This window comes from Mesorhizobium sp. P2_H9, from assembly GCF_056403215.1.
On sequence record NZ_JBFUFX010000006.1, the window covers coordinates 240,075 to 266,587 of the forward strand.

Consider the following 26,513-nt stretch of genomic DNA (forward strand, 5'->3'; position numbering starts at 1 on the left):
CATGCAGACATGGCGCCCGACACGGGCGGTGCCGGGGGAATCAGGATGGCGGCGGTAGAGACAGTGCAGCGGGCGTCGGGACGCGGCATTTGGGGATGGATGTTCTTCGACTGGGCGGCACAGCCGTTCTTCACCGTCGTCACCACCTTCATTTTCGGTCCCTATTTTGCTTCGCGCATGGTCAGCGATCCGGTGATGGGTCAGGCAATCTGGGCCTGGGGTATCGCTGCCGCCGGGCTGGTCATTGCCGTTTTGTCGCCCATTCTTGGCTCGATCGCCGACCAGACCGGGCCGCGCAAGCCGTGGATCGCATTTTTCGCGTCGATCAAGATCACCAGTCTTTGCCTGTTGTGGTTGGCGGCGCCTGGCTCGAATGCATTCCTGATCGTGGCGTTGTTCTCGCTGGCCTCCGTCGCGGCGGAGTTCTCAACCGTGTTCAACGATTCGATGATGCCGCGCCTGGTGCCGAAGAGCGAGATCGGCCGCATCTCCAACATCGCCTGGGGCCTCGGCTATCTCGGCGGCATGGTCGCGCTGATCTTTGTCATCGCCTGCATGGCCGGCTCGGCGGAAACCGGCAAGACGATCCTTGGCCTCAATCCCATCTTCGGGCTCGACCCGAAGCTCGGCGAAGATGCACGCGCCACCGGGCCGCTGTCGGCCGGCTGGTATTTCCTGTTCATCCTGCCGATGTTCTTTTTCACCCCGGATGCCGTCAAAGGCATCCCCATCAGGCCGGCCGTACGCCAAGGCCTGTCCGAACTGAAGTCGACATTGGCTGAAGCGCGCAAGCGCGGCGGCATCTTCCGCTTCCTTGTCGCGCGCATGATCTATCAGGACGGCGTCAACGCGCTGCTGACGCAGGGCGGCGTGTTTGCCGCGGCGATGTTCGGCTGGTCGATCACCGAGATCGGCATTTTCGGCATCATCCTCAATGTCGTCGCTATCTTCGGCTGCTGGATTGCCGCCCGCGTGGACACGGCCTTCGGCTCCAAAGTGGTGGTCATGATCGCGCTCGTGATGCTGACGGTGGCCACCGCCGGCATCGTATCGACCGGGCCGGGGTTCACACTGCTCGGCCTCATACAGCTGTCGACCACCGATTCGGGCGGCCTGTTCGGCACAGCGGCGGAGAAGGCCTATATTCTCTATGGGCTTTTGATCGGGCTGGCCTTCGGGCCGGTGCAGGCGTCGTCGCGCTCCTACATGGCGCGCAGCGTGACAGCTGCCGAATCAGGCCGCTATTTCGGCATCTATGCCTTGTCCGGACGGGCGACCAGTTTCCTGGCGCCGTTCCTGTTGGCAACGATCAGCTGGGCCACCGACTCAGCGCGGCTCGGCATGGCGGTGATCATCCTGTTCCTCGGCATCGGCATTGCGATATTGATCAAGACGCCATATCCGGCGGATCAGCCGGTGGAGTAGCGCGACGCTCTTCCCTTCTCCCCCTGTGGGAGAAGGTGGCCTCGCGAAGCGAGGTCGGATGAGGGGTGTTCCAGCTTGGCGACAAGTTCGAAATCGCCGCCGCCTCACTCCTTCCAGCACCCCTCATCCGGCTCGGCGCTGCGCGCCGATCCACCTTCTCCCACAAGGGGAGAAGGGAAGGCGGCGCTAATGCCGGAAATGCCTCACACCCGTAAACACCATCGCGATGCCGTGCGCGTCGGCGGCGGCGATGACGTCGTCGTCGCGCATCGAGCCGCCGGGCTGGATGACGGCGGTGGCGCCGGCTTCGATCGCCGACAGCAGCCCGTCGGCGAAGGGGAAGAAGGCGTCCGAGGCGACCACCGAGCCCTTGGTCAGGGGCTCGGCCAGCCCCGCGGCCTCGGCCGCATCGAGCGCCTTGCGGGCAGCGATGCGCGAGGAATCGACGCGGCTCATCTGGCCGGCGCCGATGCCGACAGTGGCGCCGTCTTTTGCGTAGACGATGGCGTTCGATTTCACGTGCTTGGCGATGCGGAAGGCAAATTTGAGATCGGCCATCTCTGCCGGCGTCGGCGCGCGCCTGGTCACCACTTTTAGCTCAAGGTCGTCGACCACCGCATTGTCGCGGCCCTGGACGAGCAGTCCGCCGGCGACGGATTTGACGGTGATGCCGGCGGTGCGCGGATCGGGCAGGCCGCCGGTGACCAGCAGCCGCAGGTTCTTCCGGGCGGCGACGATGCGGATTGCTTCTTCCGAGGCGTCCGGCGCGATGATGACCTCGGTGAAGGTCTTGACGATTTCCTCCGCCGCTTCGGCATCGAGGATGCGGTTCATGGCGACGATGCCGCCGAAGGCCGAGACCGGGTCGCAGGCCAGCGCCTTGGCATAGGCCGCCGTCAGCGACGCGCCTTCGGCGACGCCGCACGGGTTGGCGTGCTTGATGATGGCGACGGCTGCGGAGCGCGCCGGATCGAACTCGCCGACCAGTTCGAAGGCGGCGTCGGTGTCGTTGATGTTGTTGTAGGAAAGCTGCTTGCCCTGCAGCTGGCGCACTGTGGCGACACCCGGCCGCTTGCCACCGTTGATGTAGAAGCCGGCGCTCTGGTGCGGGTTCTCGCCGTAGCGCATGACGCTGTCCAGCCTGCCGCCGAAGGCGCGCCAGGTCGGATGCTCGATCTCCAGCGCTTCGGCGAACCAGCCGGAGATCGCCGCGTCATAGGTGGCGGTGCGGGCAAAGGCCTTGGCCGCCAGCTTCTTGCGGAAATCCAGCGAGAGGGAACCGATGTTCATCTCCAGTGCATTGAGCACCGAGGCATAGTCGCCGGGGTCGATGACGATGGCGACATAGGCGTGGTTCTTGGCCGAGGCGCGGATCATCGCCGGACCGCCAATGTCGATGTTCTCGACGATCGAGGCATAGTCGGCGCCGGAGCGGCGCACCTCCTCGAACGGATAGAGGTTGGAAACCAGCAGATCGATCGGCTCGATCTTGTGGTCGCGCATCGCTTTGGCGTGCTCGGGATCGTCGCGCACGCCAAGCAGCGCGCCATGCACTGACGGGTGCAGCGTCTTGACGCGGCCATCCATGATTTCGGGAAAGCCGGTGAGCTCGGAGACGTCGCGCACCGCCAGGCCTGCTTCGGCGATCGCCTTGGCCGTGCCGCCGGTCGAGACCAGTTCGACGCCGGCCGCGGCCAATCCCCTGGCGAAGTCGATCAGGCCGGTCTTGTCGAAAACGGAAAGTAGCGCGCGGCGGACGGGAACGAGGTCGGGCGCGGGAATGTTCTTGGCGGCGACGGCCATGGGCTGGCGGCCTTTCGAGGCTTGATTTGAAGCGTCCGCGGGCCGTAGCACATGAGATCAGGAAATCAAGCGCCGCACGCCATTCCAAGGTTTCGTATTTGCTGGTCTCGGATATAGGCTTGACCATCCCGGAGGAGCAAAATCATGGCATTTGTGCGTATTGGCCAGTTCAAGGCATTGCCGGACACGACAGAGCAATTGCGGGCGATCTACGAAACCGAGGCGATCCCCGCCATCCGCGCCGCAGACGGCAACATCAGCGCCGTGCTGCTGCAGCAGCATCAGGCACGCGACACATTCATGGCGATCACCGTGTGGAGCACTGTGGAGGACGCCGAGCGCTATGACCGAAGCGGCCAGGCGGCGGCGATGGTGGACAAGATCCGCTTCGCCTTTGCCAGTCCACCTTCGCTGAGCACCTACGACGCCTTCGGTGTTCCGCAACAGGCCTGAGCTGACCGATTGATTGCCTGCAGAGCAGCGGTCAGTTGTTTTCCGGGTAACCGGCGATGGTCGTGCGCGTCAGCTGCCAGTGAACCTCTGATATCTCCGAGGCCTTGAAGGCAAGCACGATCTGGCGGCTGCGGCGTGGGCCGCCAAGACCGGCGAAGTAGATCGACTCATCGACCTCCGGCACCACTTCGGCGCAGGTGAACACCCAGGTGTCGGCGCCGTCGGCGGCCAGCACCAGCCGGTCATGCTCGTCCTGCAGCACGTTGATGTCGGGATGGATGTGGAAGCGCAGGGTGACGAAATCGCGGCCGTTGTTGCGGATCGCAGCATTGCCGGGCCGCTGGATGCGGTCCCTACCGGCAAGCACATTGCCGTCCGACGACAGTTTCAGTTCGCGTTCATGCAGGAAGCCGAAGCGTGCCACATAGCCGTCGTGGCGGGCGATGAAGCCCTGCATACCCTTCTGGTCGATGCGTTTGCACGGCACATGCTGCGGGCCGCCGATCAAGGGTGTGCCGAGCAGGTCATTGACGCGCAGCGAATGGCTGAAGCGCCCCGACGAGGTGTCGTTGATGGTGGCGGTCGAATGCGCCGCGGTGGCACGCGCCAGCGGCCGGAATTCAGCGGCGCCATAGGTGTCGATGCCGGCATTGACGACATAGTGCTGGCGGCCGGAGGACATTTCGAAGGCGAGGCAGCCGGCATGCGCCGCATTGGACACGTCGACAGGCGGCGGCAGGCCGGTATCGGCGATCACCGTCACGCCGCCCATCGACAGCCGCTCATAGCCTGAATGTGGCGCGTGCAGCAGCGGCGCGCCGGCGGTGTCGTCGTGGCGCAGAATGGTGGCGATACGGTCATGGATGGTGGCGCCCATGCCGTTGAAGCGGGCGAGGCTGCCATCCTGGTGGCGAAAGAAGCGCAACGCCGGCAGCATGCGGTCGATGGCGCCCATCAGCGCGGCCGGCGGTGTCTCCGCCTGGTTGGCATAGGTCTGGCGCAGCGGCAGAAGGTCGGCGAGCAGTTCGAGAACCGTCATCGGATTGCGCGAAATATGGCCGCCATCGGCAAGGATCTGGCGGTCGAGTTCCTCGGCGAGATTGCGGGTGGCGCTGCGCAGCGCCGATGCCGGCGCCGGCAGCGACAGAGCGGCAAAGGCCAGCGCGATGCGGGCGCGCAGCCTGTCCTTGCCGTTCGGCATTTCGCGCGCCATCGACCTGAGATAGCGGATCTGGACGGCAAGCGATTTCAGGAAGGAGCGGTAGAACGGGAACTCGGCGCCCTGCAGCACAACCGAGGAATGCTGCAACCAGGCAATGACGCGCTTGGCCGTGGTGCCTGGCTCCCAAGCGACGCCGGAAATATTGCTGCCATGGATGGCGATCCAGTCGGAAACCAGCGCGCGGGCGTTGGCGGCGGCGAGCTCGGTGCCGGCGGCACGCATGTGGCGCAGCCAGCGAAAGCCGTGCAGCGTCTTCAGCCAGCCGCGATTGGAGACCCCGATCTGGAACGGCGACTTGCCGCCGGTCTCGACCAGATGTCCCGACAGCGGATAGCGGCCATAATAGATCTCGAGCGCAATTTGCGGGTCGGCGAGGCGCAGATCCGGCGGCGCGATGAGGACGCGTTCGGGCGTGCGGCCGGAATAGCGCCAGCGATAGACAGGCCCGGCACGCAAGCGCCGGCGCGCCTTGCGCCAGAACTCCTTCGCGACAAGCGTCCAAAGACGCGTCGTGCTGCCGGCAGCGAGTGCCAAAACCCCTCCTGATCGTCACATACCCCGACACAAGTTTATATGATTCAAGAACTTATGCGAAGGCGAATTCCACTGGCGTGAAGGAGTTCACGCTGTTGCCGTCGGACCAGCCCTAAAAAAGTCAGCACATTTCGGAGGTCAAGTCCCTGATCGCGCTCACGTCCGCCTGTGGTGGCTACGGAACGCGCTGGGCGAACACTTCTCGCGATCGCGAAAGAGCCGCGAAAAATAAAACGCATCGTGGATGCCGACCGCAGCCGCGACAGACTCCACCGGGGAATCGGAGGCGACCAGCAATTGCTTGGCAAGGTCGAGCCGTATGCGCAGCTGAAATGCCTTGGGCGACATGCCGGTGGCCAGCGCAAACTTGCGGCGCAGCGTCGCCGGCGAGATGCCGAATTTCGCGGCGAACGCGTTGAGGTCGAGCGGATCGAGCGCGCAACTGCGCAGTTCGTCTACGACATGCTGAAAATCGGGGGCGCGCCGAAAATCGGGATCTTGTTTGCGGTTGTTCCCTTGGGTCGCCTGCCTGGCGGCCTGCACAACGATTGCGTGCATGGTGGCAGCGGCTTCCGCCTGGCTAAGCACGGTATCCAACGACAGTTCGGCGTGCAGCCTGTCGAACAGGCGGTGCATTTCGCCCAGGTCGTGCAAGGCAATGACGGGTTCTTCTTCGGCGATGAGCCGCAGCCGCGTGAAATCGCGCGTCATGGCGCCCTCAAAGAGCGCCCAGCGTTCGGTCCATCCCGATGCGTCCGGTCCATAGGAATGTATCTTGCCGGGAAACAGCCAGAACAAGGCCGGCGCAGCGACCGCCTGCCTGCCGCCAACCCTGGTTTCGAGCCAGCCTTGCCCTTGCTCGACGAGGACGACAGCAAAATCCGGCAGCCTGCGATTTGTGATTGCCTGGGTGACACGATGCTGGCCAACGCCCGTTGCCGACAGGCCACCGGCAGCGGCCGGCGGCGATCTGTACAGCGCGAAGTCCCGGTCCGGCATGAGCGAAAAGTCCAGCTTTACTTTCTGTCCATGGGCAGAGTGTTAAGTTCTATGGCACCATTTCGCCGAAACGACACGCCATAGGTGATCGAAATGTCAAGTCTTGCCGCCAGGGGACAAAGCGAAGCCGCTGTTCTTCCTGTCGATCTGATCGCCAACGGCAAGGTGTTGTCGACAGCGCAAAACCGGTTGGGATATCTCACCCCGACCGACCCCTCGGTCGGTCTCGAGACGATCCGCAAGCTGTTTGCGGCGCAGGGTTATGTCTGGCTGAAGGGTCTGCTGCCGAGCCGCGACGTGGTCGATTTTCGCGGCTTTGTGTTTTCATATATGGCGGATACCGGGCTGCTCAAACCCGGGCTCGATCCGTCGCTCGGCATCGCGGCAGCCGGCACCTTTGACCGCCAGCTCGCCGACCGCCGGCTGATGTCGCTGGTTCGCTCGGCCGCCTATGAAGGCTTCTGCGCACAGCCGCCTCTGTCCCGCTTCATGGACAAATTCCTGGGTGGGCTGTCCTACCTGCACAAACGGAAGATCATGCGCTTCACCCGGCCGGGAACGTCCGTCGCGACGCCGGCGCATTACGATCTTGTCTATCTGCGTGGCGGTACCAGCCGGATCGTCACGGCCTGGATTCCGCTCGGCGACATTTCAGTCGATATGGGCGGCCTGGTTTACCTCGAGGGGTCGCATGCGATCGGCGCTGACATGGAAGCCCGGTTCAACAGCGACAATGCCGGCATGGACCCTCAGGAGCGCATCAGCGCCTACAATCGCAACATGGCCGAGGGCGGCTGGGTGTCGAAGGACTTGCCGGAGATGGCGGAGCGGTTCGATGCGCGCTGGCTGATCGCCGATTTCGAGGCCGGCGATGTCGTTCTTCACTCGCCCTACATGATCCATGCCTCGACGACCAACCAGAGCATGGACGGGCGCATCCGGCTTTCCACCGACATTCGCTTTCAGAACGTCGACGATGAGATTGACGCGCGGTGGGGGAACCACTGGTCCCTGGACGACATGCTTTAGGATGTATCGATATTCAGGTGAGGCCGGCCTGCGAGTGCCGGTTTCCTCCGCTTCCGGTGCTCACGTACTTCAAGTACGCTCCGCTCCGGTTCTCGAAAACCGCCGCTCTCGGCGCGGCCTGACCTGAATCTCGACACATCCTAGGCGACGCGTTGCACCTTAGGCTACCCGTCGCATGCGGGCGGCGAAGAAGCCGTCGAGACCGGAAACTCCAGGCGAACCAAGGTCGAGATCGGCGGGCGTGCTGCGCAGCGTGCCCTCTGGCGTCAGGAAGGCATCCATGCCGGCGATCTCACCCGGTTTTAGCGGATCGTCGGCGATGCCGGCCGTCTGGGCGAGGAAGCTGCGATAGAGGTCTTCCCCCTCATGCGGGTCGAGCGAACAATTGGAAAAGACGATGCGTCCGCCCGGCTTGACCAAGGTGACGGCGCGCGCCAGCAATTTTCGCTGCAGGTCGGCGAGTTTCTCGACATCGGCCGCCGTCTTGGTCCAGGGCACGTCGGGATGTCGCCGCACGGTGCCGGTGGAGGAGCAGGGCGCGTCGAGCAGGACGGCGTCGAACAGTTCCGCCGGCTGGTATTTCAGCAAATCGGCCTGGACGATCTCGGCCGAGAGGCCAAGGCGTTCGAGATTTTGCGTAAGCCGCACCAGCCGGTTCTTCGAGGTGTCGACGGCGGTGACCTTGGCGCCGGCAAGGATCAGCTGCGCGGTCTTGCCGCCCGGCGCGGCGCAGAGATCGGCGACGCGAAGCCCCTGCACATCGCCGAACAGGCGCGCGGGAAAGCTGGCCGCCGCATCCTGAACCCACCAGGCGCCGTCCGTGAAGCCGGGCAGTTCGGTGACCGACGCGCTGAGCTTTTCCACGCGTATCGTGCCGGTCGGCAGCACGATGCCGCCAAGCTTTTCCGCCCACAGTTCGGGATCGGATTTGACCGAGAAGTCGACCGGCGCCTCGACGCGATGGGCCGCGAGAATCTCTCTGGTCTTGTCGGGGCCGTAGGCGGCTTTCAGCCGGTCGGAAAACCATTTTGGTGCTTCGTCGGTGGCGGCAAGGGCGGCGGTCAGTTCGGTCTCCTTGGCACGCGCCAAGGTACGCAGCACGCCATTGACGAGGCCGGAGAAACGCTGCGTGCGTGGGTCGGACTTGGCGTGGGTTACGGCAAGGTCGACGGCGGCGCTGTCGGGAATGTCGAGGAACAGGATCTGCGCCGCCGCCACATGCAGTATGTGCGAAAGCGCCGTGGCATTGGGCGGCAGCGACTTTTCCAGCCGCCGCGCCAGCAGCCCTGTGATGGTCATGCGGTAGCGCAGCGCGGTGACCAGTATGGCGCGCACCAGGCCACGGTCGCGCAGGTCGAGCGCCTTGTATTGCGGATGGCCGTTCTCGTGGTCGGTCAGCCCGTCCAGCGGCGTCCTGGCGTCGATGACGGCGGCGAGCAGGCGAGCGGCCGCCTTGCGGGCGGCGAGGCCGGCCACGGGTCCGTCGGCGTCGCCTGTTTCACGATCGGCTGAAATTGCGGGCCGAGGCCTGGCCCCGCTCACGACCACGGACCCTTGGGTCCGGTCGGATTGCGGCCCCACGGGTTGGATTTCGGCTGCGCGGGCTCAGCCGGCGGCTGCGGCTCGGCTGGCTTGCCCCACGGTCCCGCCGATTGCTGCTCGTCCGCCTGGCGGGGCGTCGGTGCCTGGCGTGGCGCTGCCTGCGGCGCGCCGGCCATTTCGCGCGCCATCGCCTGCAGGGCAGCGATGCGGTTGTCGGTGTTCGGGTGGGTGGAAAACAGACTGTCCATGCGCTCGCCGGAAAGGGGATTGATGATGAAGAGGTGGGCGGTCGCCGGATTGCGTTCTGCGTCCGGGTTACGGATGCGTTCGGCGCCGCGGGCGATTTTGTCAAGGGCAGAAGCCAGCCATAGCGGGTTGCCGACGATCTCGGCGCCGCGCCGGTCGGCCTCGTATTCGCGGGTGCGGCTGACCGCCATCTGAACGATCATGGCGGCGAAAGGCGCCACGATCATCGCCACCAGCACGCCGACAAAGCCGAACGGGTTGTTGTCGCGGTTGCCGCCGGAGAAGAAGGCGAAATTGCCGAGCATCGAGATGGCGCCGGCAAGCGTGGCGACGATGGTCATGGTCAATGTGTCGCGGTGCTCGACATGGGCCAGTTCATGCGCCATGACAGCGGCGACTTCCTCATGCGTCAGGGTCTGCAACAGGCCGGTGGAGGCGGCTACCGCGGCGTTTTGCGGGTTGCGGCCGGTGGCGAAGGCATTGGGCTGCGGGTTGTCGATCAGATAGGTTTTCGGCATAGGCAAGCCGGCCCGATTGGCGAGGTCGCGCACGATGGCGTAATATTCAGGCGCGTTTTTCTCGTCGACCTCGACGGCGCGGTTCATCGACAGCACCATCTTGTCGGCGTTCCAGTAGCTGAACAGGTTCATGCCGGCGGCGAACAGCAAGGCGATCACCATGCCGCCAGTGCCGCCGATCAGAAGGCCGACGCCCATGAACAGCGCCGTCATCGCGGCGAGAAGCATGGCGGTGCGCATCGTGTTCATCGTCTGCTCCGTCTTTGCTCGTGGCTAGGTTTGGGGCGGTGGTAGAAAGGGGTCGATCCCTGTGTGTTCATCGCTATATGATGGGAAACGCCTGCGCTCGTTTCAATCCGCCGGACATATCGCATGATCGACGAAACCAGCAAAACCGACGCCGCTCCCGATGACGCCACGTCGCAAAAGCCACTGCCGCCGGCAGCCAGCCGCGCGCTGGCGGAAGCCAAAGCGCGCCGCGAAGCCTATCGCGAGAAAGAGGCCGCGCTGCCGAAGGAAATCGGCGGCCGCGGTGGCAAGGAACCCGGCCGCTATGGCGATTGGGAAGTCAAAGGCCTGACCAGTGACTTCTAGGGTGTATTGATATTCAGGTGATGCCGGCCTGCAAGCGGCAGTTCCCTGCGCTTCCGGTGCTCACGTACTTCAAGTACGCTCCGCTCCGGTTCTCGGGAACCACCGCTTTCGACTCGGCCTGACCTGAATCTCAACACACCCTGGCACCCTAAGCGGCGTTGCGTTGTGGCTCGAGCGCGATCCAGCCGTTTTCGTCGATGGTGGTATCGACCCCTTCGTAACCGTCTATCGCGGCATGCTGCGTCGGCAGTGGGTGCTGGTGGGTGGCGCTGATCACCATCACCGACGCGCCCGCGGCCTCCGCTGCCGCGATACCGGCCGGAGCGTCCTCGAAGACCAGGCAGTCGCCAATATCGACGCCGAGCTGTTTCGCCGCCAGCAGGAAACAGTCGGGCGCCGGCTTGCCGTGGGAAACGTCCTCGCCTGCGACCATCAAAGCGGGCACCGGGATGCCGGCCGCCTCCATGCGCAGCAGCGCTAAGGAGCGCGGCGCCGAGGTGACGATCGCCCAGCGTTCGGGCGGCAGCGACGCCAGGAACGCCGCCGCGCCGGCGATCGGAAGAATGCCATCCAGATCGGCCGCCTCGGCCTGCAACAGCACATACGCCTCGTGGGCGGCGTCGACGCCCGGAAGCGCCAGCCGGCCGATTGTCTCGATCGCCCGCACGCCATGGATCGTCGGCAGGAAGGCGGCAACGTCGAGACCTTGCCGGTGCGCCCACTCGGCCCAGACCCTTTCCGCCGCGGCAATCGAATTGATCACCGTGCCGTCCATATCGAACAGGAAGGCCGCGAATTTTCTGCCTGCAAACATCTGAAACCCTGGGAACGTTTCGGGAGGGGAGAAGAGACGCCAATCGTAACGGCGCGGCGGCCGGATGGAAAGGCACGCGGGGCGTCTTTTCGACCAGTCCAAGGGAACCATGGCCCGCCCTTTTGCGTTTGAGCAAAACTGTTTTCCACGATCACCAAAAGGGGGACTGCGATGCTGATCCGGCTCGGCTATGAAATCGCCATCGACTGTATTGCCGCCACGCCGGTCGTTTCGCTGCTCGAGATCCACAAGGACAGGCAGGCCGACATCAAGCGGCAGACGCGGGTGCTGACCTCGCCATTGGTGCCGACCAAGGTTTATCACGACCTTCATGGCAACGCCTGCCGGCGGTTCACCGCGCCTGCCGGCAATTTTCGCATCCTCTACGATGCCGTCGTCGAGGACAGCGGCGAGACTGACGCGGTCAACACGCTGGCCAAAGAAGTGCCGGTGGCGGAGTTGCCCGACGAGGTGCTGTTCTATCTCCTCGGCAGCCGCTACTGCGAGACTGATCATCTCGGCGGTCTCGCCTGGCAGCTCTTCGGCCAGCTTCCGCCCGGCTGGGCGCGGGTGCAGGCGATCGTCGATTATGTCCATAGCCGGCTGTCCTTCGGCTACGGTTATGCGCGCTCAACCCGCACGGCGGCGCAGGCGCATGAGGAGCGCGTCGGCGTCTGCCGCGACTTCGCGCACCTGGCGATCACGCTCTGCCGCTGCATGAACATCCCGGCCCGCTATGTGAACGGCTATCTCGGTGATATCGGCGTGCCGCTCGACCCGGCGCCGATGGATTTCTCGGCCTGGATGGAAGTGTTCCTCGACGGCAAATGGTACACGTTCGACCCCCGCCACAATCGCCCGAGGATCGGCCGCGTCGTCATCGCGCGCGGTCGCGACGCCACCGACGTGCCGCTGCTACACAGTTTCGGCCAGCACCAGCTGTCGCTGTTCAAGGTGTGGACCTACGAGCAGGAGGGCAATCTGTTCAACCCGCCCTATCACGGCATCGATAAGACGGTCAGCGCGCAGATGCTGGCCTAAAGGGCTTTGTTTTTATGCATGTCGTTGTCCCAAAACCGCTGCACATTTTTGGGCGACATGCACTAAACGGAAAAGGCCGCCGCTTCTTGCGAAGCCGGCGGCCTTCCGTGTTTCCGTCCGTGGCGCGGCCCATGGCGGTGACCGAAGTCACCCGCCGCGCATTTCGCGCCTTAACGGGAAGACTGCTTCCCGAAAGTGCAATCCGCTGAGGCCACGTTCTGGAAAACGAAATCACTCGACATCGGATCACCTCCTTTCGATTTGTTGAACACATCCTCATGATGGGGTGCGCCGCAGCAAAAGACAAGGCGCCCCGCTGAAAAACCGCATGGGCCGGGTTTCTCGTGCGAGCGGGTTGCGGCCGGCCGGTCGGACGGGCAAAATCATTGCCGGCCACCCAGCATTTGGGAGGAGGACGGCATGGAAGCAGCCGAGAGGGCAGCCCGGATCGTTCGGACGGTTATCGAAGCGCTGAAGCCGGGCTTTGCGGTCAGGCTGTGGACCGGTGAACGGATCGGTCCCGCCACCGGCCCGGTGCTTGTCATCAACGACCAGGACATCGTCTGGCAGATGGTGCGTCGGCCCTCGTTCTCGACGCTGATCGAGATGTGGATTTCCAAGACTGTCGACATAGAGGACGGATCGCTGTTCGACTTCTACGCCCTGCCTTCGCAAGGCAAGCTTCGCACGAAGCTCAAGACATTGCCGAAGCTGGCGATCCTGCGCGACCTGCCAGCCGTGCTGTTTTCGCGAAAACAGATGACTGCGCGGACCGATCTTTCCGGGCGCAATCCCTTCGTCAGCGGTTCGAGCCAGGAGGCGATCCAGCACCACTACGACATTTCAAACGCCTTCTACCGGCTCTTCCTCGACGACCGTATGGTCTACAGCTGTGGCTACTTCAAGGATTTCGCCAACAGCATCGATCAGGCGCAGATCGACAAGCTCGACTATATTTGCCGCAAGCTGCGGCTGAAGCCCGGCGAAAGGTTGCTCGACATCGGCTGCGGTTGGGGGGCGATGCTCATCTACGCCGTGAAAAATTATGGCGTCGTTGGCCACGGCGTTTCGCTGTCGGAGGCGCAGACCGAACTCGCCCGCGAGCGTATTCGTGCCGAAGGGCTGGAGGATCGCATCACCATCGAAATCAAGTCCTATGCGGAACTTTCCGGCACCTTCGAAAAGATATCGTCGATCGGCATGTTCGAGCACCTCGGGCTTGCCAATCATGCCACCTATTTCTCGACCATCCATCGTCTGCTCAAGCCTGGCGGCATCTATCTGCATCATGCCATCACCCGGCGCAGCAAGGGCGACATGAAAAAGACCCTGCGCAAGGGTCCGGAATTCAAAGCGCTGATCAAATACATCTTCCCGGGCGGCGAACTCGACACCATCGGCATGACGCTCGGCAATCTCGAGGCGCATGGCTTCCTCGTCTATGACGTCGAAAACCTGCGCGAGCACTATGCCCGCACCTGCCGTCTGTGGGCCGAGCGCCTCCAGGCACGGTTCGACGAAGCGATTGCCGAAGTGGGTGAGGCCAAGGCGCGGCTCTGGCTGCTATATCTCACCGGCTGCTCGATCACCTTCGAGCGTGCCTCGGCACAGATTTTCCAGACCGTCGTCACCAGGCGCGCGCGGGGGCCAAGCGGCTTGCCGCCGACGCGGGCGGATCTGTATCGGGAATGAGGATTGGAGGACCGTCGCCGCCACGCTCGTCGCCAAGCTTCGAGATTGGTCGATGCTCTCGCGCCTTCGTCATCCTCGGGCTTGACCCGAGGATCCATGCCGCGACCTTTGCCGGGGAATGCGGCGGAACAGAATTCTGCACCGCTGCAACGCGTTAGCGTAGCGGCATGGATACTAGGGTCTGCGCCGCGTCGCTTCGCTCCTTGCTTCGCCCTAGTATGACGAAATCACAATCCTCAGAGAAACCGCATCGTTGCGCCGATCTCGACGCGGGCGGGCTGGTCGACCGTGCAATAGACGCCGAGATTGTGGGCGTTGTGGCGGACCAGGTTGCGAAGGATGGCCGGGTCGTGGTCCAAGCCATCCTGGGCAATGATGGTGAAGCCGCAGCGGCGGCATGGCTCGGCGATGGTCAGCTTGAGGTCGCCGATCGCCAGCTTGCGGCCGATCCATTCCGTTTCGGGAAACGAGCCCTCGACCGGTGGCACGTCGACGACGATGTTGGGTCGGAAGCGGCGCGGGTCGGCACCCTCCGGATGCAGCGCCTTGAGGCGGGCCAGCGACGCCGTGGTCAGGAGATGGATAGGCGCCTTGCGATAGCGCGCCGCGGTCAGCGGGCCGGAATAGCCGGGCGCGGCATTTTCAGGGCCGAACGGCCGGATCGAGGCTTCGAAGCCGAGATAGGCTGATACGGCGCGGTCGCTTTCGGCGCCGGGTGCCGCCAGCCAGTCGCCGCCGGGAACGGCAACTTCAAGCTGGCGAGCTTGTGACAGCCGAGTGCGGATGCGCGGCACCTTGTGCCATTTCGCATCGCGATCGGGCCGCGCGATTTCGTTGTCGGAGACATCGACGAGACCGAACATGCGGTCGCCGTCGATGCTTTCCTGACTTACCAAAATCGCGTCGAGGCGTTCACCGGCGAGCGAGCTCGCCGGATAGCGCCAAAGCTCAGTGACGGAACCGACCGTCGACGGCATCAGCCCTTCTTGTTCTGCCGGTTGGCGATCAGGTCGTCGACCACAGCCGGATCGGCCAGCGTCGATGTGTCGCCGAGCGAGCCGAAATCGTCCTCGGCGATCTTGCGCAGGATGCGGCGCATGATCTTGCCGGAGCGGGTCTTCGGCAGGCCCGGCGCGAACTGGATCTTGTCGGGCGAAGCAATGGCGCCGATCTCCTTGCGAACATGGCCGACCAATTCCTTGCGCAGCTCCTCGCTCGGCGCCTCGCCGGCCATCAGAGTGACGTAGCAGTAGATGCCCTGGCCCTTGATGTCGTGCGGGTAGCCGACGACGGCGGCCTCGGAAACCTTGTTGTGGCTGACTAGTGCCGATTCCACTTCCGCCGTACCCATGCGGTGGCCGGAGACGTTGATCACGTCGTCGACGCGGCCGGTGATCCAGTAGTAGCCGTCGGCATCGCGGCGGCAGCCGTCGCCGGTAAAATACTTGCCCTTGTAGGTGGAAAAATAGGTCTGGATGAAGCGCTCGTGATCGCCATAGACGGTGCGCATCTGTCCGGGCCAGGAATCGGTGATGCAGAGATTGCCGTCGGCGGCGCCGTCGATCACCTTGCCCTCGCTATCGACCAACTGCGGCTTGACCCCGAAGAAGGGCCGCGTCGCCGAACCTGCCTTTAGGTCGGTGGCGCCAGGCAGCGGCGTGATCAGGATGCCGCCGGTCTCGGTCTGCCACCAGGTGTCGACGATCGGCACCTTGCCGTTGCCGACGACGTTGAAATACCACTCCCAGGCTTCCGGATTGATCGGCTCGCCGACCGAACCAAGCACGCGCAATGACTTGCGCGACGTCTTTTTCACGGGATCGTCGCCGGCGCCCATCAGCGCGCGCAGCGCCGTTGGTGCCGTGTAGAAGATGTTGACCTTGTGCTTGTCGATGACTTCCCAGAAGCGGGCCTGCGAAGGGTAGTTGGGCACGCCTTCGAACATCAGCGTGGTGGCGCCGTTGGCGAGCGGCCCATAGACGATGTAGCTGTGGCCGGTAACCCAGCCGACATCGGCGGTGCACCAGTAGATGTCGCCGTCGTGGTAATCGAAGACATATTGGTGCGTCATCGAGGCGTAGACGAGATAGCCGGCGGTGGTGTGCAGCACGCCCTTCGGCTTGCCGGTCGAGCCCGACGTGTAAAGGATGAACAGCGGATCTTCGGCCTTCATCTTCTCCGGCTTGCACTCGGCCTTCACCGAAGCGATTTCATCGTGGTACCAGACATCGCGCCCCGGCGCCCAGCCGACCTTGCCGCCAGTGCGGCGCACGACGACGACATTCTTGACCATGACGAAATTCTTGGCGGCGATGTCGATCGCCTTGTCGGTGTTCTCCTTCAGAGGAATGGCCTTGCCGCCGCGCAGGCCTTCGTCGGCGGTGATGACGAAGGTCGATTCGCAATCGACGATGCGGCCCGCCAGCGCATCCGGCGAAAAGCCGCCGAAGACGATCGAATGGATGGCGCCGATGCGCGTGCAGGCGAGCATCGCATAAGCCGCTTCAGGGATCATCGGCATGTAGATGGTGACACGGTCGCCCTTCTTGACGCCGTGCTTCTTCATCACATTGGCCAGCCGGCAGACATGCTCGTAGAGTTCGTTGTAGGTGATCTTCTTGTCGTCATAGGGATTGTCGCCCTCCCAGATGATGGCAGTCTGGTCGCCGCGTTTCTTCAGGTGCCGGTCGATGCAGTTGTAGGAAACGTTGGTCAGCCCGTCCTCGAACCATTTGATCGAGACCTTGCCATCGAAGGAGGTGTTCTTGACCTTGCTGAACGGCTTGAACCAGTCGATGCGCTTGCCATGCTTGCCCCAGAACTTGTCCGGGTTCTTGACGCTTTCGGCATACCATTTGAGATAGGTGTCGTTGTCGATCAGCGCGTTCTTCTTCCACGCCGGCTGGACGCGATGGACATGAACTTCGGACATTTCTTCACTTCCTCCCAAACCAATCCGCCGGCTTGAAACGCCGGCGGGATCGCGGCGACGCGGCCGCGAATTCGCGCGCATTATTATCAGTTCCGCGGTGACGGCAATATTAGACGTTGGGTTTGCGTGGCGGGATGACGCAGGGGCACCGTCATGTGCTGTCAGCACTCGGTCCAATTCGCTGCTAACTGTATGTTTTCGCGTGGAAAAGCCTGTTTCGATCAGGAAAAATCAATAGACAGTTAAGCAACGGCGCGCACAATGTTCGTTGGGAGGCGAGGTGAATCAACCTGGGGGCTGCAATGCGCGACCATGCCGAAATGGACCTGATGCTTAGGGGTTATGGCCTGACCACGGCCAAGATTCTCTATCATTTTCCCGATCATCCACATCTCTTGCAGAGCTTCATCTGGCAGGACTACGACCTGGCGCCGAAGTTTCCGGTGCTGATCCGGTTCATCGAATTCTGGCAGGCCAAACTCGATGGTCCGCTGCATTCGGTTGTCTACACGCACCAGAAGCTGATCGCGCCGAATGAATGGCGCAAGGTGGATGGTGAGTTCGTGCTGCACTAGGGTATGTCGATATTCAGGTGAGGCCGGCCTGCAAACGCCGGCTTCCTGCGCTTCCGGTGCTCACGTACCCAAAAGTACGCTCCGCTCCGGTTCTCGGAACCCACCGTTTTCGGCTCGGCCTGACCTGAATCTCAACACACCCTGACCCCGAGACGTTTGGACGGTCACACCGCTGGCGGATTGAGCCGGGCGAAACCTTCCTGACGGCGATAGGGGAAATACGGGTAGGGCGCGGTGACCTCGCTTGCGACGTCGAGCTTTTTCATCTGCTCCGGCGTCAGCGTCCAACCAATGGCGCCGAGGTTTTGGCGCAATTGTTCCTCGTTGCGAGCCCCGATGATGACGGATGACACGGTCGGGCGCTGCAACAGCCAGTTGATCGCGATTTGCGGTACGGTCTTGCCGGTTTCCTCGGCCACCGCGTCAAGCGCGTCCATGACCCGGTAGAGATGCTCGTCCTCGACCGGCGGCCCGAAACTCGCCGTGTCGTGTAGCCGGCTCTTTTCCGGCAGCTGTTGGCCGCGGCGGATCTTGCCGGTCAGCCGGCCCCAGCCGAGCGGGCTCCACACCAGCGCGCCGACGCCCTGGTCGAGGCCGAGCGGCATCAGCTCCCATTCATAGTCGCGGCCGAGCAGCGAATAGTAGACCTGATGCGCGACATAGCGCGGGTAGCCATGCCTGTCGGCGAGGCCGAGCGACTTCATCACTTGCCAGCCGGAGAAATTAGAGACGCCGACATAGCGCAGCTTGCCGGCGCGCACGAGATCGTCGAGCGTCGACAACACCTCCTCGATCGGCGTCGCGGCATCGAAGGCGTGTAGCTGCAGCAGGTCGATATAGTCGGTGCCAAGACGCCTGAGCGCATCCTCCACGGCCTTGATCAGCCGCGACCGGGACGAACCGTAGTCGGCCGGGCCGTCGCCCATCGGCAAAGACGTCTTGGTCGAGATCAGCACTGCGTCGCGGCGGTCCTTGATGGCTGCGCCGAGAACTTCTTCGGACGCGCCGTTCGAATAGACATCGGCGGTGTCGAACAAATTGACGCCGGCTTCCAGGCAGATGTCGATCAGTCGCCGTGCTTCATTGGCGTCGCTGGTGCCCCAGGCGCCGAACAATGGCCCCGAACCGCCAAAAGTCCCGGTGCCGAACGAAAGCGCCGGGACCTTGAGGCCGGATGCGCCTAGACGTCGATAGTCCATTTTCTTACTCCTGCGGGTGTGGACGGAAAGTGAAAGCGATCTGGCTTTGCCTGCGGATGTCAGGACCGCACGGAAGCGGGCGTGCCGAGCGCGGCGGTGCGATCGAACCGTAGCGCCAGCATTGCGACTGCGAGTGCCGAGAGCGGCAGCAAGGCCGCGATCCAGCTGACGGCGCCGAGGCCGGGGCCGTCAGCAATGACCATGCCGCCGAGCCAGGCGCCGCCGGCATTGCCGAGATTGAAGGCGGCGATGTTGAAGGACGAGGCCAGGCTCTGGCCGGCGCCTTGCGCCTTTTCCAGCACCCACATCTGCAATGGTGCCACGGTGGCGAAGGCGGCGGCACCGAGCAGGCCGACATAGAGGACGGCCATCACCTGGCTGTGCAGGGCGAAGGTCATGGTGCCGAGCACCAGTGCCAGCACCACGAGGCTGCCGAGAACGGATGGCACCAGCCAGCGGTCGGCGAATTTGCCGCCGAGCAGATTGCCTGCGATCAGGCCGCCGCCGAAGACCAGCAGGATCGGCGACACCGCAGCTTCCCCAAAGCCACTGATCTCGGTCAGCAGCGGGGCGATGTAGGTGAAGACGGCGAAGACGCCGGCATAGCCAAGCACGGTGGTGGCGAGGCCGAGCAGCACCGGCATGCGGCCGAGCACGGCGAGGTCACTGCGCAGGTTGCTCTTTTCCGGCGCTGCCTGGCTGCGCGGCACCAGCACGAGAATGATGGCGAAGGCGGCGAGCCCGACCAGGGTTACCGCCCCGAAGGTCGCGCGCCAGCCGAAAGCCTGGCCGAGCCAGGTGCCGAAGGGAACGCCAAGAATGTTGGCGATGGTCAGGCCGGTGAACATCAGCGCGATCGCCGAGGCCTTCTTGTTGGGCGCCACCAGCCCGGTGGCGACGACCGAGCCGACGCCGAAGAAGGTGCCGTGGGCGAAGGCGGTGATGATGCGGGCGCCCATCAGCGTCCAGTAGTCCGGCGCCAGCGCACAGGCGAGATTGCCCAGCGTGAAGATCGCCATCAGTGCCAGAAGCACGGTCTTGCGCGGCCAGTTGCCGGTGGCGATGGTCAGCAGCGGTGCGCCGATAACGACGCCAAGCGCATAGCCGGAAATAAGCTGGCCGGCGGCCGAGATCGAGACGCCGAGATCTTTGCTGACATCGATCAGCAGGCCCATGATGACGAATTCGGTGACACCGATGCCGAAGGCGCCGGCGGCGAGGGCGTAGAGAGCGAGAGGCATGGCGGTTTCCAGTTCAAAGGCGATGAGCGTCCTGTCCAAATCCGCGCCCCGACCGCAAAGATCGTGCTCCCATGTACTGTGAACCAGACTTGCTACGGGCATAGTTTCTATGAAATAGATTCACAGATGGCCAGGCCCGACATCAACCGCTCCGGTGAGATCGAAGTGTTCGTGCGCGTCGTCGAGACGGGGAGCTTTTCGGCGGCGGCGCGCGAACTGCGCATGACGCCATCGGCGGTGAGCAAACTGATCGGCCGTCTCGAAGGCCGGCTCGGCGCCCGGCTGGTCAGCCGCTCGACGCGCAAGCTGCAGCTCTCACCGGAAGGCTCGGCCTTCTACGACAGCGGCGTGCGCATCCTGGCCGACATGGCGGCGGCCGAGCGCGAGGCGGCGGCAGGAGCGGCACCGCGCGGGCTGTTGCGTGTCAACAGCTATGTGCCGTTCGGACAGCACCGGCTGATCCCGCTTTTGCCGCGCTTCCTCGAACGCTACCCGGAAATATCAGTCGATCTGGTTTTGACCGACAGCGTCATCGACCTGATGCAGGAGCGCGCCGATGTCGCCATCCGTGCCGGCCCACTCAACGAATCGCGGCTGGTGGCGCGCAAGCTCGGACAAAGCCGGACCGTCGTCGTCGCAGCACCGCCCTACCTCGAGACGCATGGCACCCCGCAAGTGCCGGCCGATCTCGAGCGCCACAACCGGATGAGTTTCGGCTTCGTGCGGCATATCGATGGCTGGCCATTCCTCGACGGCGCCGGCGCAAGCGTGATCGTGCCGACGATAGGCAATGCGCTGGTCAGCGACGGCGAGGCCATGCGGCTGATGGCGCTTTCCGGAGTGGGCATCGCCCGGCTGGCGCGCTGGCACGTGGAGGCCGACATCGCCAGCGGTCGGCTGCTGCCGTTGCTGGAAGCGTTCAACCCCAGCGATCTGGAACCGACACATGCCGTCTATGTCGGCCAAGGCAAGCATCTGCCGGCCCGCGTGCGCGCCTTTCTCGATTTTCTCGCCGAGACCGTTCGTCTCTGACAGCAAAAGGCCGTGTACCAACGGGGCACGTGACCTTCGCGAAACTGTCCTCGAAGAGCCCTACTTCTTCGCTGCGAACGGCTCCGGGCGCCGGCCTGCCGCTTGCCGCTCCAGCATCCAGCCGGGGTATTCGGCGGGCAGTGCGCTCACCTCATCGAGCTTCACCAGATCGTCGGCGTCGAGCTTCAGCTCGGTCGCGGCAAGGTTCTGCTCCAACTGCTCCATGCGGCTGGCGCCGATGATGACGCTCATCACGAAGGGTTTGGCCAGCACATAACCCAGCGCGACGGTGGCGACGCTGACATCATGCTTTTTGGCGATCTCGCGCATCACGGCCACCGCGGCCCAGGCGCGGTCCTCGTTGACCGGCGGGAAATTGAAGGAGGCGCGGCGGCCCTCGCCATTGCCCGGCGCGCCGGGTCCGTATTTGCCGGACAGCAGCCCGCCGGCCATCGGCGACCAGACCATCAGGCCGAGCTTCTCCTCATTGAGCAGCGGCTCGATCTCGCGTTCGAGGTCGCGGCCAGCGATCGAGTAGTAAGATTGCACGGTCTCAAAGCGGGCAAAGCCCTTGCGGTCGGCAATGCCGAGCGCCTTGGCGATGCGCCATGCCGCCCAGTTGGAGACGCCGACATAGCGGACCTTGCCGCTGGCAACCAGATCGTCCAGCGCCCGCAACGTCTCGTCGATCGGCGTCACCGTGTCGGTGCCGTGCAGCTGATAGAGGTCGATATGGTCGAGCTGCAGCCGTTCCAGGCTTGCGTCGACCGCGTCCATGATGTGGCCGCGCGAGGAGCCGCGCTGGTTCGGACCGCTGCCCATGGCGCCATGCACCTTGGTGGCGATGACCACGTCAGACCTTTTGACGCCGAGATCCCTGAGCGATTGGCCGAGCAGTTTCTCGGATTCGCCGAAGGAATAGACATCGGCCGTGTCGAAGAAATTGACGCCGCCGGCGATCGAGCGGCCGACGATCTCGTTGACGCCCTTCTGGTCGAGGCTGGCGATCAGGCCCCATTGGGCGTTCTCGCCGGCGGCGCCGAAAGTCATGGTGCCGAGGCACAGTTCGGAGACAAACATCCCCGTATTTCCAAGTTGATTGTAGCGCATGGTGCGGCTCCAGAAGATGTGGTGATGACACCAATCATATAGGAACGATACGTTTCGTTTCCAGTCGTGGCTTAACGATGTACCGGCGCTGGCATCATGGAACCCGTTAGCCACGCCGGGCATTCGCTGGGGCTGTCCGGTGGATCATGGTTCCTCGGAAATAGAAACCTTGGAGATTGGCCGAAACATTTCTCGCTTCGTTATCCACGGGCGGAGCAGCCGCGAAGCGGCGTCGCGAAGACCCGAGGATCCATGCCGCGACCCTGGCCTAAGGGCGCGGCGGATGAGAATTCTGCACAGCAGCAGCGCTGTCATGTCCCGGCATGGATCCCGGGGTCTGCGCTGCGTCGCTTCGCTCCTTGCTCCGCCCCAGGATGACGAAGATGCGGTCGCCTGCGGCCAATCGCGCATGACGGAAACAGGCAGTTGGCTAACGGCTGCCGAAGATCGCCGACCCAACCCTGACGCTGGTGGCGCCGAAGGCGATTGCCGTCTCGTAGTCGCCGGACATACCCATCGACAGTTTTGCGACGCCGGCCTCACGCGCCAGCTTTTCCAGCAGCGCGAAATGCGGGCCGGGGTTCTCGTCGGCCGGCGGGATGCACATCAAGCCTTCGATCGCCAGGCCATGGACGTTGAGACAGCGGGTGACGAAAGCGACGGCGTCGCGCGGCTCGATGCCGGCCTTCTGGGGCTCCGAGCCGGTGTTGACCTGCACGTAGAGTTTTGGCGCACGGCCCTGTCTGGCAATTTCCCTGGCGAGTTCGGCAGCGATCTTTTCTCGGTCGACGGTCTCGATGACGTCGGCCAAAGCAACGGCTTCCTTCGCCTTGTTCGACTGCAGCGGGCCGATGAGATGAAGCTCGATGTCGGGGAATTCCTGTTTCAGCGCCGGCCATTTGGCCTGCGCCTCCTGCACCCGGTTTTCGCCAAAGACGCGCTGGCCGGCTTCGATGACCGGGCGGATGGCGTCGGCTTCGAAGGTCTTCGACACGGCAACCAGCGTTACGGAACCGGCGTCGCGGCCGGCCTCGCGCTCGGCAGCAGCGATCCTCGTCTTGACGGCGAAAAACTGTTCGACGGCGCTGGCCATGCCTATATCCTGTCTGTCTTTCTAGCGCTGGCCGGCTCGCCGCAGTTGACGGGTCCGGCAATCCATGGTGAACACCGCGACGACATTTACCTTGGCCGCCGGGCCTTGTCCGGCGGTCTGCGCCTGCTTTTAAGTGAAAATCATCCGATGGCAACCGAACGATACAATCCGCGCGCGTCAGAGCCCAAATGGCAGAAAGCCTGGGCCGAGAAGAAGCTGTTCGAAGCGCAGAACGACGACCCGAAGCCGAAATACTACGTGCTGGAGATGTTCCCCTATCCCTCAGGGAAGATCCATATCGGCCACACCCGCAACTACACGATGGGCGACGTGGTGGCGCGCTACAAGCGGGCCAAGGGTTTTAATGTGCTGCACCCGATGGGCTGGGACGCTTTCGGCATGCCGGCCGAAAATGCGGCGATGCAGAACAAGGTCCATCCCAAGGAATGGACCTACGCCAACATCGCTGCCATGCGCGAGCAGCTCAAGATGATGGGCCTGTCGCTGGACTGGTCGCGTGAATTCGCCACCTGCGACGTCGACTATTACCACCGCCAGCAGATGCTGTTCCTCGACTTCGTCGCCAAGGGGCTGGTGACGCGCAAATCCTCCAAGGTCAACTGGGACCCGGAGGACATGACGGTGCTCGCCAACGAGCAGGTCATCGACGGCCGCGGCTGGCGCTCGGGCGCGCTGGTCGAACAGCGCGAGCTGACGCAGTGGTTCTTCAAGATCACCGACTTTGCCCAGGACCTCCTGGAGTCGCTCGACGGCCTCGGCGAATGGCCGGAAAAGGTCAAGCTGATGCAGCAGAACTGGATCGGCCGCTCGGAAGGGCTGCTGATCCGCTGGCCCCTGGCAGCACCGGTTGGCGATGCGAGCGAACTGGAAGTCTACACGACCCGGCCCGACACCATCTTCGGCGCCTCGTTCATGGCTGTCGCGGCTGACCATCCGCTGGCCAGGAAGGCCGCGGAGACCAATGTCGCGTTGGCCAAGTTCATCGACGAAGTCCGCCATATGGGCACCTCGGTGGCCGCACTGGAGACGGCCGAGAAGAAAGGCTTCGACACCGGCATCCGCGTCGTCCACCCATTCGACGACTCATGGACGCTGCCGGTCTATGTCGCCAATTTCGTTTTGATGGAATACGGCACCGGCGCCATTTTCGGCTGCCCGTCGGGCGATCAGCGCGACCTCGACTTCGCCAACAAATACGGCCTGCCGGTCATCCCGGTGGTGATGCCGGTAGATGCCGACGCCAAGACCTTCCAGATCACGGAAGAGGCTTATTTCGATGACGGCGTGATGATCAATTCGCGCTTCCTCGACGGCATGAAGCCGGAGCAGGCCTTTGAAGAGGTCGCCAAGCTGCTGGAGCAGAAAAGCATCGGCGGCCGGCCGATGGCCGAGCGCAAAGTGAATTTTCGCCTGCGCGACTGGGGCATTTCGCGCCAGCGCTACTGGGGCTGCCCGATCCCGATGATCCATTGCGAGGATTGCGGCGTCGTGCCGGTGCCGAAGGCCGACCTGCCGGTCAAGCTGCCCGACGACATCGAGTTCGACCGTCCCGGCAACCCGCTCGACCGTCACCCGACCTGGCGGCACGTCAAATGCCCGCAATGCGGCAAGGACGCGCGGCGCGAGACCGACACGATGGACACGTTCGTCGATTCGTCCTGGTACTTCGCCCGCTTCACCGCGCCCTGGGCGAACGATCCGACCGAGCCGAAGGCTGCCGACGATTGGCTGGCGGTCGACCAGTATATCGGCGGCATCGAGCATGCGATCCTGCACCTGCTCTATTCGCGCTTCTTCACCCGCGCCATGCGCGAGACCGGGCATCTCGACCTGGCCGAGCCGTTCAAGGGCCTGTTCACGCAAGGCATGGTGGTGCACGAGACCTACCGCGTCGGCGGCGCGTCGAACAATGGCCGCTGGCTGTCGCCGGGCGAGGTCAGGATCGAGGATGTGGGCGGCAAGCGCCGCGCTATCGAAATCGCTACCGGCGAAGAGGCGGCGATCGGCTCGCTCGAAAAGATGTCGAAGTCGAAGAAGAACACGGTGAGCCCGGAAGACATCACCGACGGCTACGGCGCCGATACCGCGCGCTGGTTCATGCTGTCGGATTCGCCGCCCGAGCGCGATGTCGAATGGACCGACGATGGCGCCGCCGGTGCGCATCGCTTCATCCAGCGCGTCTGGCGTCTGGTGTCGATCGCCGCCGAGACGCTCGGCGGCGTCAAGCCGCAAGCGGCGAAGGAGGGCGAGGCGGGCGCCGTTTCCAAGGCCGCGCACAAGATTCTGAAGGCGATCGGCGAGGATATCGAGAAGCTCGGCTTCAACCGCGCCATCGCCCGCATCTACGAGCTCGCCAACGCGCTGACCACGCCGCTCAACGACGTTGCCGAAGGCAAGGCCGATGAGGCGCTGAAAGCCGCTTGCCGCGAGGCAGTGGAGATCCTGGTGCATGTGGTCGCGCCGGTCATGCCGCATCTGGCCGAGGAGTGCTGGCACACGCTGGGCGGCACCGATCTGGTCGCCGAACGGCCGTGGCCGGTCTACGATCCGGCGCTGGTCGTCGACAATGAGATCGTGCTGCCGGTCCAGGTCAACGGCAAGAAGCGCGGGGATTTGACAATTGCCCGCGACGCGGATCAAGGTGCGGTCGAAAAAGCGGTTCTGGCCCTCGACTTCGTGCAAAAAGCGCTGGAAGGTAAGGCGCCCCGCAAGGTGATCATCGTGCCGCAGAGGATCGTCAATGTCGTTGCCTGATTTCGGAAAGACGACGCATTTGCTGCGACGCGCCGCGTTGTGCGGGCTGGTCGCCTCGGTGACGCTGGTTTCGGCCTGCACGGTCAGGCCGCTCTATTCGAGCGCGCCGCTGACGGTCGGCTCCACGGTCAGCGCTTCGGCCGAACTGGCGTCGATCTCGGTCAAGCCGGTCAAGACCCGCTACGCCCAGCAGGTCCGCAACAATCTGATCTTTGCGCTTGGCCAGGGTGCCGGCGAGCCGGCCGCGCCGGTTTATATGCTTGATCTCGGCGTTAGCGAACTGGTCGAATCGGCGGCGCAGGTGCAAATCCAGACCAACGAGGACGAGCCGACGGCAGGTACGGTCACGCTGACCGCGAACTACGTGCTGACCGACGCCAAGACCGGCGCGGTCATCGCCACCGGCAAGCGCTCGATCCCGTCATCCTTCGACAAGCCGACCCAGGAGTACGCTTCCTATCGCGCGCAGATCGATGCCGAGAACCGTGCTGCGCGCGAACTGGCCGAAATGGTGACCCTGTCGGTCGCCCAGGACCTGGTCAAGCACGGAAAGACCTCGAGCTAGAGGCTTTCCCGCTTAGATTCATTGGATGAAAACCTGGCAACAAAAAAGGCCGATCGCTCGGCCTTTTTTGTTACGCGGT

At 63.8% G+C, this 26,513-nt stretch carries 22 protein-coding genes; 10 read left to right on the forward strand and 12 right to left on the reverse strand.

Features of this window, described 5'->3' with window-relative positions:
* Positions 1 to 45 precede the first annotated feature (45 nt).
* Entirely contained in the window at positions 46 to 1,425 is a 1,380-nt protein-coding gene (locus AC1DXN_RS13500; RefSeq protein ID WP_477245920.1) for an MFS transporter, read from the forward strand.
* A gap of 186 nt (positions 1,426 to 1,611) precedes the next feature.
* Here the strand turns inward: AC1DXN_RS13500 and purH are convergent, their stop codons facing one another.
* On the reverse strand, positions 1,612 to 3,228 hold the full coding sequence (purH, locus tag AC1DXN_RS13505) for a bifunctional phosphoribosylaminoimidazolecarboxamide formyltransferase/IMP cyclohydrolase (RefSeq protein WP_477270502.1): 1,617 nt from the start codon (positions 3,226 to 3,228) through the stop codon (positions 1,612 to 1,614).
* 144 nt (positions 3,229 to 3,372) lie between these two features.
* Between purH and AC1DXN_RS13510 the strand changes: the two genes are divergently transcribed.
* Entirely contained in the window at positions 3,373 to 3,681 is a 309-nt protein-coding gene (locus AC1DXN_RS13510) for a putative quinol monooxygenase (RefSeq protein WP_477270503.1), read from the forward strand.
* 31 nt (positions 3,682 to 3,712) lie between these two features.
* Here AC1DXN_RS13510 and AC1DXN_RS13515 read toward each other — a convergent pair whose 3' ends face one another.
* Both AC1DXN_RS13515 and AC1DXN_RS13520 read right to left on the reverse strand, forming a co-directional pair.
* Positions 3,713 to 5,437 carry a heparinase II/III family protein gene (locus AC1DXN_RS13515; protein ID WP_477270505.1) on the reverse strand — a complete coding sequence of 575 codons (1,725 nt, stop codon included), beginning with the start codon at positions 5,435 to 5,437 and terminating at the stop codon, positions 3,713 to 3,715.
* A gap of 156 nt (positions 5,438 to 5,593) precedes the next feature.
* On the reverse strand, positions 5,594 to 6,436 hold the full coding sequence (locus tag AC1DXN_RS13520) for a helix-turn-helix transcriptional regulator (RefSeq protein WP_477270507.1): 843 nt from the start codon (positions 6,434 to 6,436) through the stop codon (positions 5,594 to 5,596).
* Positions 6,437 to 6,529: 93 nt separating this feature from the next.
* On the opposite strand from AC1DXN_RS13520, the gene AC1DXN_RS13525 reads away from it, so the two are divergent.
* Positions 6,530 to 7,465 carry a phytanoyl-CoA dioxygenase family protein gene (locus AC1DXN_RS13525; protein WP_477270509.1) on the forward strand — a complete coding sequence of 312 codons (936 nt, stop codon included), beginning with the start codon at positions 6,530 to 6,532 and terminating at the stop codon, positions 7,463 to 7,465.
* Positions 7,466 to 7,624: 159 nt separating this feature from the next.
* On the opposite strand, the gene AC1DXN_RS13530 is transcribed toward AC1DXN_RS13525, so the two are convergent.
* Positions 7,625 to 9,013, reverse strand: coding sequence for an RsmB/NOP family class I SAM-dependent RNA methyltransferase (locus tag AC1DXN_RS13530; protein ID WP_477270511.1), 1,389 nt, complete (start codon positions 9,011 to 9,013; stop codon positions 7,625 to 7,627).
* Positions 9,004 to 10,020, reverse strand: a complete 1,017-nt coding sequence (gene htpX, locus AC1DXN_RS13535; protein WP_477270513.1) for a zinc metalloprotease HtpX — start codon at positions 10,018 to 10,020, stop codon at positions 9,004 to 9,006. The genes AC1DXN_RS13530 and htpX overlap by 10 nt, the downstream gene beginning before the upstream one ends.
* A gap of 123 nt (positions 10,021 to 10,143) precedes the next feature.
* On the opposite strand from htpX, the gene AC1DXN_RS13540 reads away from it, so the two are divergent.
* Positions 10,144 to 10,365: a DUF1674 domain-containing protein gene (locus AC1DXN_RS13540; RefSeq protein ID WP_477270515.1), complete on the forward strand. Its 222-nt coding sequence runs from the start codon at positions 10,144 to 10,146 to the stop codon at positions 10,363 to 10,365.
* A gap of 148 nt (positions 10,366 to 10,513) precedes the next feature.
* On the opposite strand, the gene AC1DXN_RS13545 is transcribed toward AC1DXN_RS13540, so the two are convergent.
* Entirely contained in the window at positions 10,514 to 11,179 is a 666-nt protein-coding gene (locus AC1DXN_RS13545) for an HAD-IA family hydrolase (RefSeq protein WP_477270517.1), read from the reverse strand.
* Positions 11,180 to 11,350: 171 nt separating this feature from the next.
* Between AC1DXN_RS13545 and AC1DXN_RS13550 the strand changes: the two genes are divergently transcribed.
* Together AC1DXN_RS13550 and AC1DXN_RS13555 are read left to right on the forward strand one after the other, a co-directional pair.
* Positions 11,351 to 12,220, forward strand: coding sequence for a transglutaminase-like domain-containing protein (locus AC1DXN_RS13550; protein WP_477270519.1), 870 nt, complete (start codon positions 11,351 to 11,353; stop codon positions 12,218 to 12,220).
* Positions 12,221 to 12,640: 420 nt separating this feature from the next.
* Positions 12,641 to 13,912 carry a class I SAM-dependent methyltransferase gene (locus tag AC1DXN_RS13555; RefSeq protein WP_477270521.1) on the forward strand — a complete coding sequence of 424 codons (1,272 nt, stop codon included), beginning with the start codon at positions 12,641 to 12,643 and terminating at the stop codon, positions 13,910 to 13,912.
* Positions 13,913 to 14,148: 236 nt separating this feature from the next.
* On the opposite strand, the gene AC1DXN_RS13560 is transcribed toward AC1DXN_RS13555, so the two are convergent.
* Together AC1DXN_RS13560 and acs are read right to left on the reverse strand one after the other, a co-directional pair.
* Positions 14,149 to 14,889, reverse strand: a complete 741-nt coding sequence (locus AC1DXN_RS13560) for an MOSC domain-containing protein (protein ID WP_477270522.1) — start codon at positions 14,887 to 14,889, stop codon at positions 14,149 to 14,151.
* Complete coding sequence (gene acs / locus AC1DXN_RS13565) at positions 14,889 to 16,844, reverse strand: acetate--CoA ligase (protein ID WP_477245939.1); 1,956 nt, start codon at positions 16,842 to 16,844, stop codon at positions 14,889 to 14,891. Before acs ends, AC1DXN_RS13560 begins: the two co-directional genes overlap by 1 nt.
* 302 nt (positions 16,845 to 17,146) lie before the next feature.
* On the opposite strand from acs, the gene AC1DXN_RS13570 reads away from it, so the two are divergent.
* Positions 17,147 to 17,419 (forward strand): usg protein, encoded by a 273-nt coding sequence (locus AC1DXN_RS13570; RefSeq protein ID WP_477270524.1) that lies wholly within the window; start codon positions 17,147 to 17,149, stop codon positions 17,417 to 17,419.
* 164 nt (positions 17,420 to 17,583) lie between these two features.
* Here the strand turns inward: AC1DXN_RS13570 and AC1DXN_RS13575 are convergent, their stop codons facing one another.
* Together AC1DXN_RS13575 and AC1DXN_RS13580 are read right to left on the reverse strand one after the other, a co-directional pair.
* Entirely contained in the window at positions 17,584 to 18,618 is a 1,035-nt protein-coding gene (locus tag AC1DXN_RS13575; protein ID WP_477270526.1) for an aldo/keto reductase, read from the reverse strand.
* A 59-nt stretch (positions 18,619 to 18,677) separates the two neighbouring features.
* Positions 18,678 to 19,859 (reverse strand): MFS transporter, encoded by a 1,182-nt coding sequence (locus AC1DXN_RS13580; protein WP_477421572.1) that lies wholly within the window; start codon positions 19,857 to 19,859, stop codon positions 18,678 to 18,680.
* A 126-nt stretch (positions 19,860 to 19,985) separates the two neighbouring features.
* Between AC1DXN_RS13580 and AC1DXN_RS13585 the strand changes: the two genes are divergently transcribed.
* Positions 19,986 to 20,891: a LysR family transcriptional regulator gene (locus tag AC1DXN_RS13585; RefSeq protein WP_477270530.1), complete on the forward strand. Its 906-nt coding sequence runs from the start codon at positions 19,986 to 19,988 to the stop codon at positions 20,889 to 20,891.
* Positions 20,892 to 20,951: 60 nt separating this feature from the next.
* On the opposite strand, the gene AC1DXN_RS13590 is transcribed toward AC1DXN_RS13585, so the two are convergent.
* Together AC1DXN_RS13590 and AC1DXN_RS13595 are read right to left on the reverse strand one after the other, a co-directional pair.
* A complete protein-coding gene (locus tag AC1DXN_RS13590) occupies positions 20,952 to 22,001 on the reverse strand; it encodes an aldo/keto reductase (protein ID WP_477270532.1) in 1,050 nt (349 codons plus the stop codon).
* Between the two features lie 430 nt (positions 22,002 to 22,431).
* On the reverse strand, positions 22,432 to 23,094 hold the full coding sequence (locus AC1DXN_RS13595) for a YggS family pyridoxal phosphate-dependent enzyme (RefSeq protein WP_477270534.1): 663 nt from the start codon (positions 23,092 to 23,094) through the stop codon (positions 22,432 to 22,434).
* A gap of 147 nt (positions 23,095 to 23,241) precedes the next feature.
* Between AC1DXN_RS13595 and leuS the strand changes: the two genes are divergently transcribed.
* Positions 23,242 to 25,869, forward strand: a complete 2,628-nt coding sequence (gene leuS / locus AC1DXN_RS13600; protein ID WP_477270536.1) for a leucine--tRNA ligase — start codon at positions 23,242 to 23,244, stop codon at positions 25,867 to 25,869.
* Entirely contained in the window at positions 25,856 to 26,434 is a 579-nt protein-coding gene (gene lptE / locus AC1DXN_RS13605) for an LPS assembly lipoprotein LptE (protein WP_477245955.1), read from the forward strand. Before leuS ends, lptE begins: the two co-directional genes overlap by 14 nt.
* The last annotated feature ends 79 nt before the right edge of the window (positions 26,435 to 26,513 follow it).

Bases quoted from the DNA above. Each gene is read 5' to 3' on its own strand.
- htpX (WP_477270513.1), bottom strand. From the start codon at position 10,020: ATGAACACGATGCGCACCGCCATGCTTCTCGCCGCGATGACGGCGCTG.
- AC1DXN_RS13510 (WP_477270503.1), top strand. From the start codon at position 3,373: ATGGCATTTGTGCGTATTGGCCAGTTCAAGGCATTGCCGGACACGACA.
- AC1DXN_RS13520 (WP_477270507.1), bottom strand. From the start codon at position 6,436: ATGCCGGACCGGGACTTCGCGCTGTACAGATCGCCGCCGGCCGCTGCC.
- AC1DXN_RS13595 (WP_477270534.1), bottom strand. From the start codon at position 23,094: ATGGCCAGCGCCGTCGAACAGTTTTTCGCCGTCAAGACGAGGATCGCT.
- leuS (WP_477270536.1), top strand. From the start codon at position 23,242: ATGGCAACCGAACGATACAATCCGCGCGCGTCAGAGCCCAAATGGCAG.
- AC1DXN_RS13500 (WP_477245920.1), top strand. From the start codon at position 46: ATGGCGGCGGTAGAGACAGTGCAGCGGGCGTCGGGACGCGGCATTTGG.
- purH (WP_477270502.1), bottom strand. From the start codon at position 3,228: ATGGCCGTCGCCGCCAAGAACATTCCCGCGCCCGACCTCGTTCCCGTC.
- AC1DXN_RS13545 (WP_477270517.1), bottom strand. From the start codon at position 11,179: ATGTTTGCAGGCAGAAAATTCGCGGCCTTCCTGTTCGATATGGACGGC.
- AC1DXN_RS13575 (WP_477270526.1), bottom strand. From the start codon at position 18,618: ATGGACTATCGACGTCTAGGCGCATCCGGCCTCAAGGTCCCGGCGCTT.
- AC1DXN_RS13570 (WP_477270524.1), top strand. From the start codon at position 17,147: ATGCGCGACCATGCCGAAATGGACCTGATGCTTAGGGGTTATGGCCTG.
- AC1DXN_RS13550 (WP_477270519.1), top strand. From the start codon at position 11,351: ATGCTGATCCGGCTCGGCTATGAAATCGCCATCGACTGTATTGCCGCC.
- acs (WP_477245939.1), bottom strand. From the start codon at position 16,844: ATGTCCGAAGTTCATGTCCATCGCGTCCAGCCGGCGTGGAAGAAGAAC.
- AC1DXN_RS13585 (WP_477270530.1), top strand. From the start codon at position 19,986: ATGGCCAGGCCCGACATCAACCGCTCCGGTGAGATCGAAGTGTTCGTG.
- AC1DXN_RS13580 (WP_477421572.1), bottom strand. From the start codon at position 19,859: ATGCCTCTCGCTCTCTACGCCCTCGCCGCCGGCGCCTTCGGCATCGGT.
- AC1DXN_RS13525 (WP_477270509.1), top strand. From the start codon at position 6,530: ATGTCAAGTCTTGCCGCCAGGGGACAAAGCGAAGCCGCTGTTCTTCCT.
- AC1DXN_RS13560 (WP_477270522.1), bottom strand. From the start codon at position 14,889: ATGCCGTCGACGGTCGGTTCCGTCACTGAGCTTTGGCGCTATCCGGCG.
- AC1DXN_RS13555 (WP_477270521.1), top strand. From the start codon at position 12,641: ATGGAAGCAGCCGAGAGGGCAGCCCGGATCGTTCGGACGGTTATCGAA.
- AC1DXN_RS13590 (WP_477270532.1), bottom strand. From the start codon at position 22,001: ATGCGCTACAATCAACTTGGAAATACGGGGATGTTTGTCTCCGAACTG.
- lptE (WP_477245955.1), top strand. From the start codon at position 25,856: ATGTCGTTGCCTGATTTCGGAAAGACGACGCATTTGCTGCGACGCGCC.
- AC1DXN_RS13540 (WP_477270515.1), top strand. From the start codon at position 10,144: ATGATCGACGAAACCAGCAAAACCGACGCCGCTCCCGATGACGCCACG.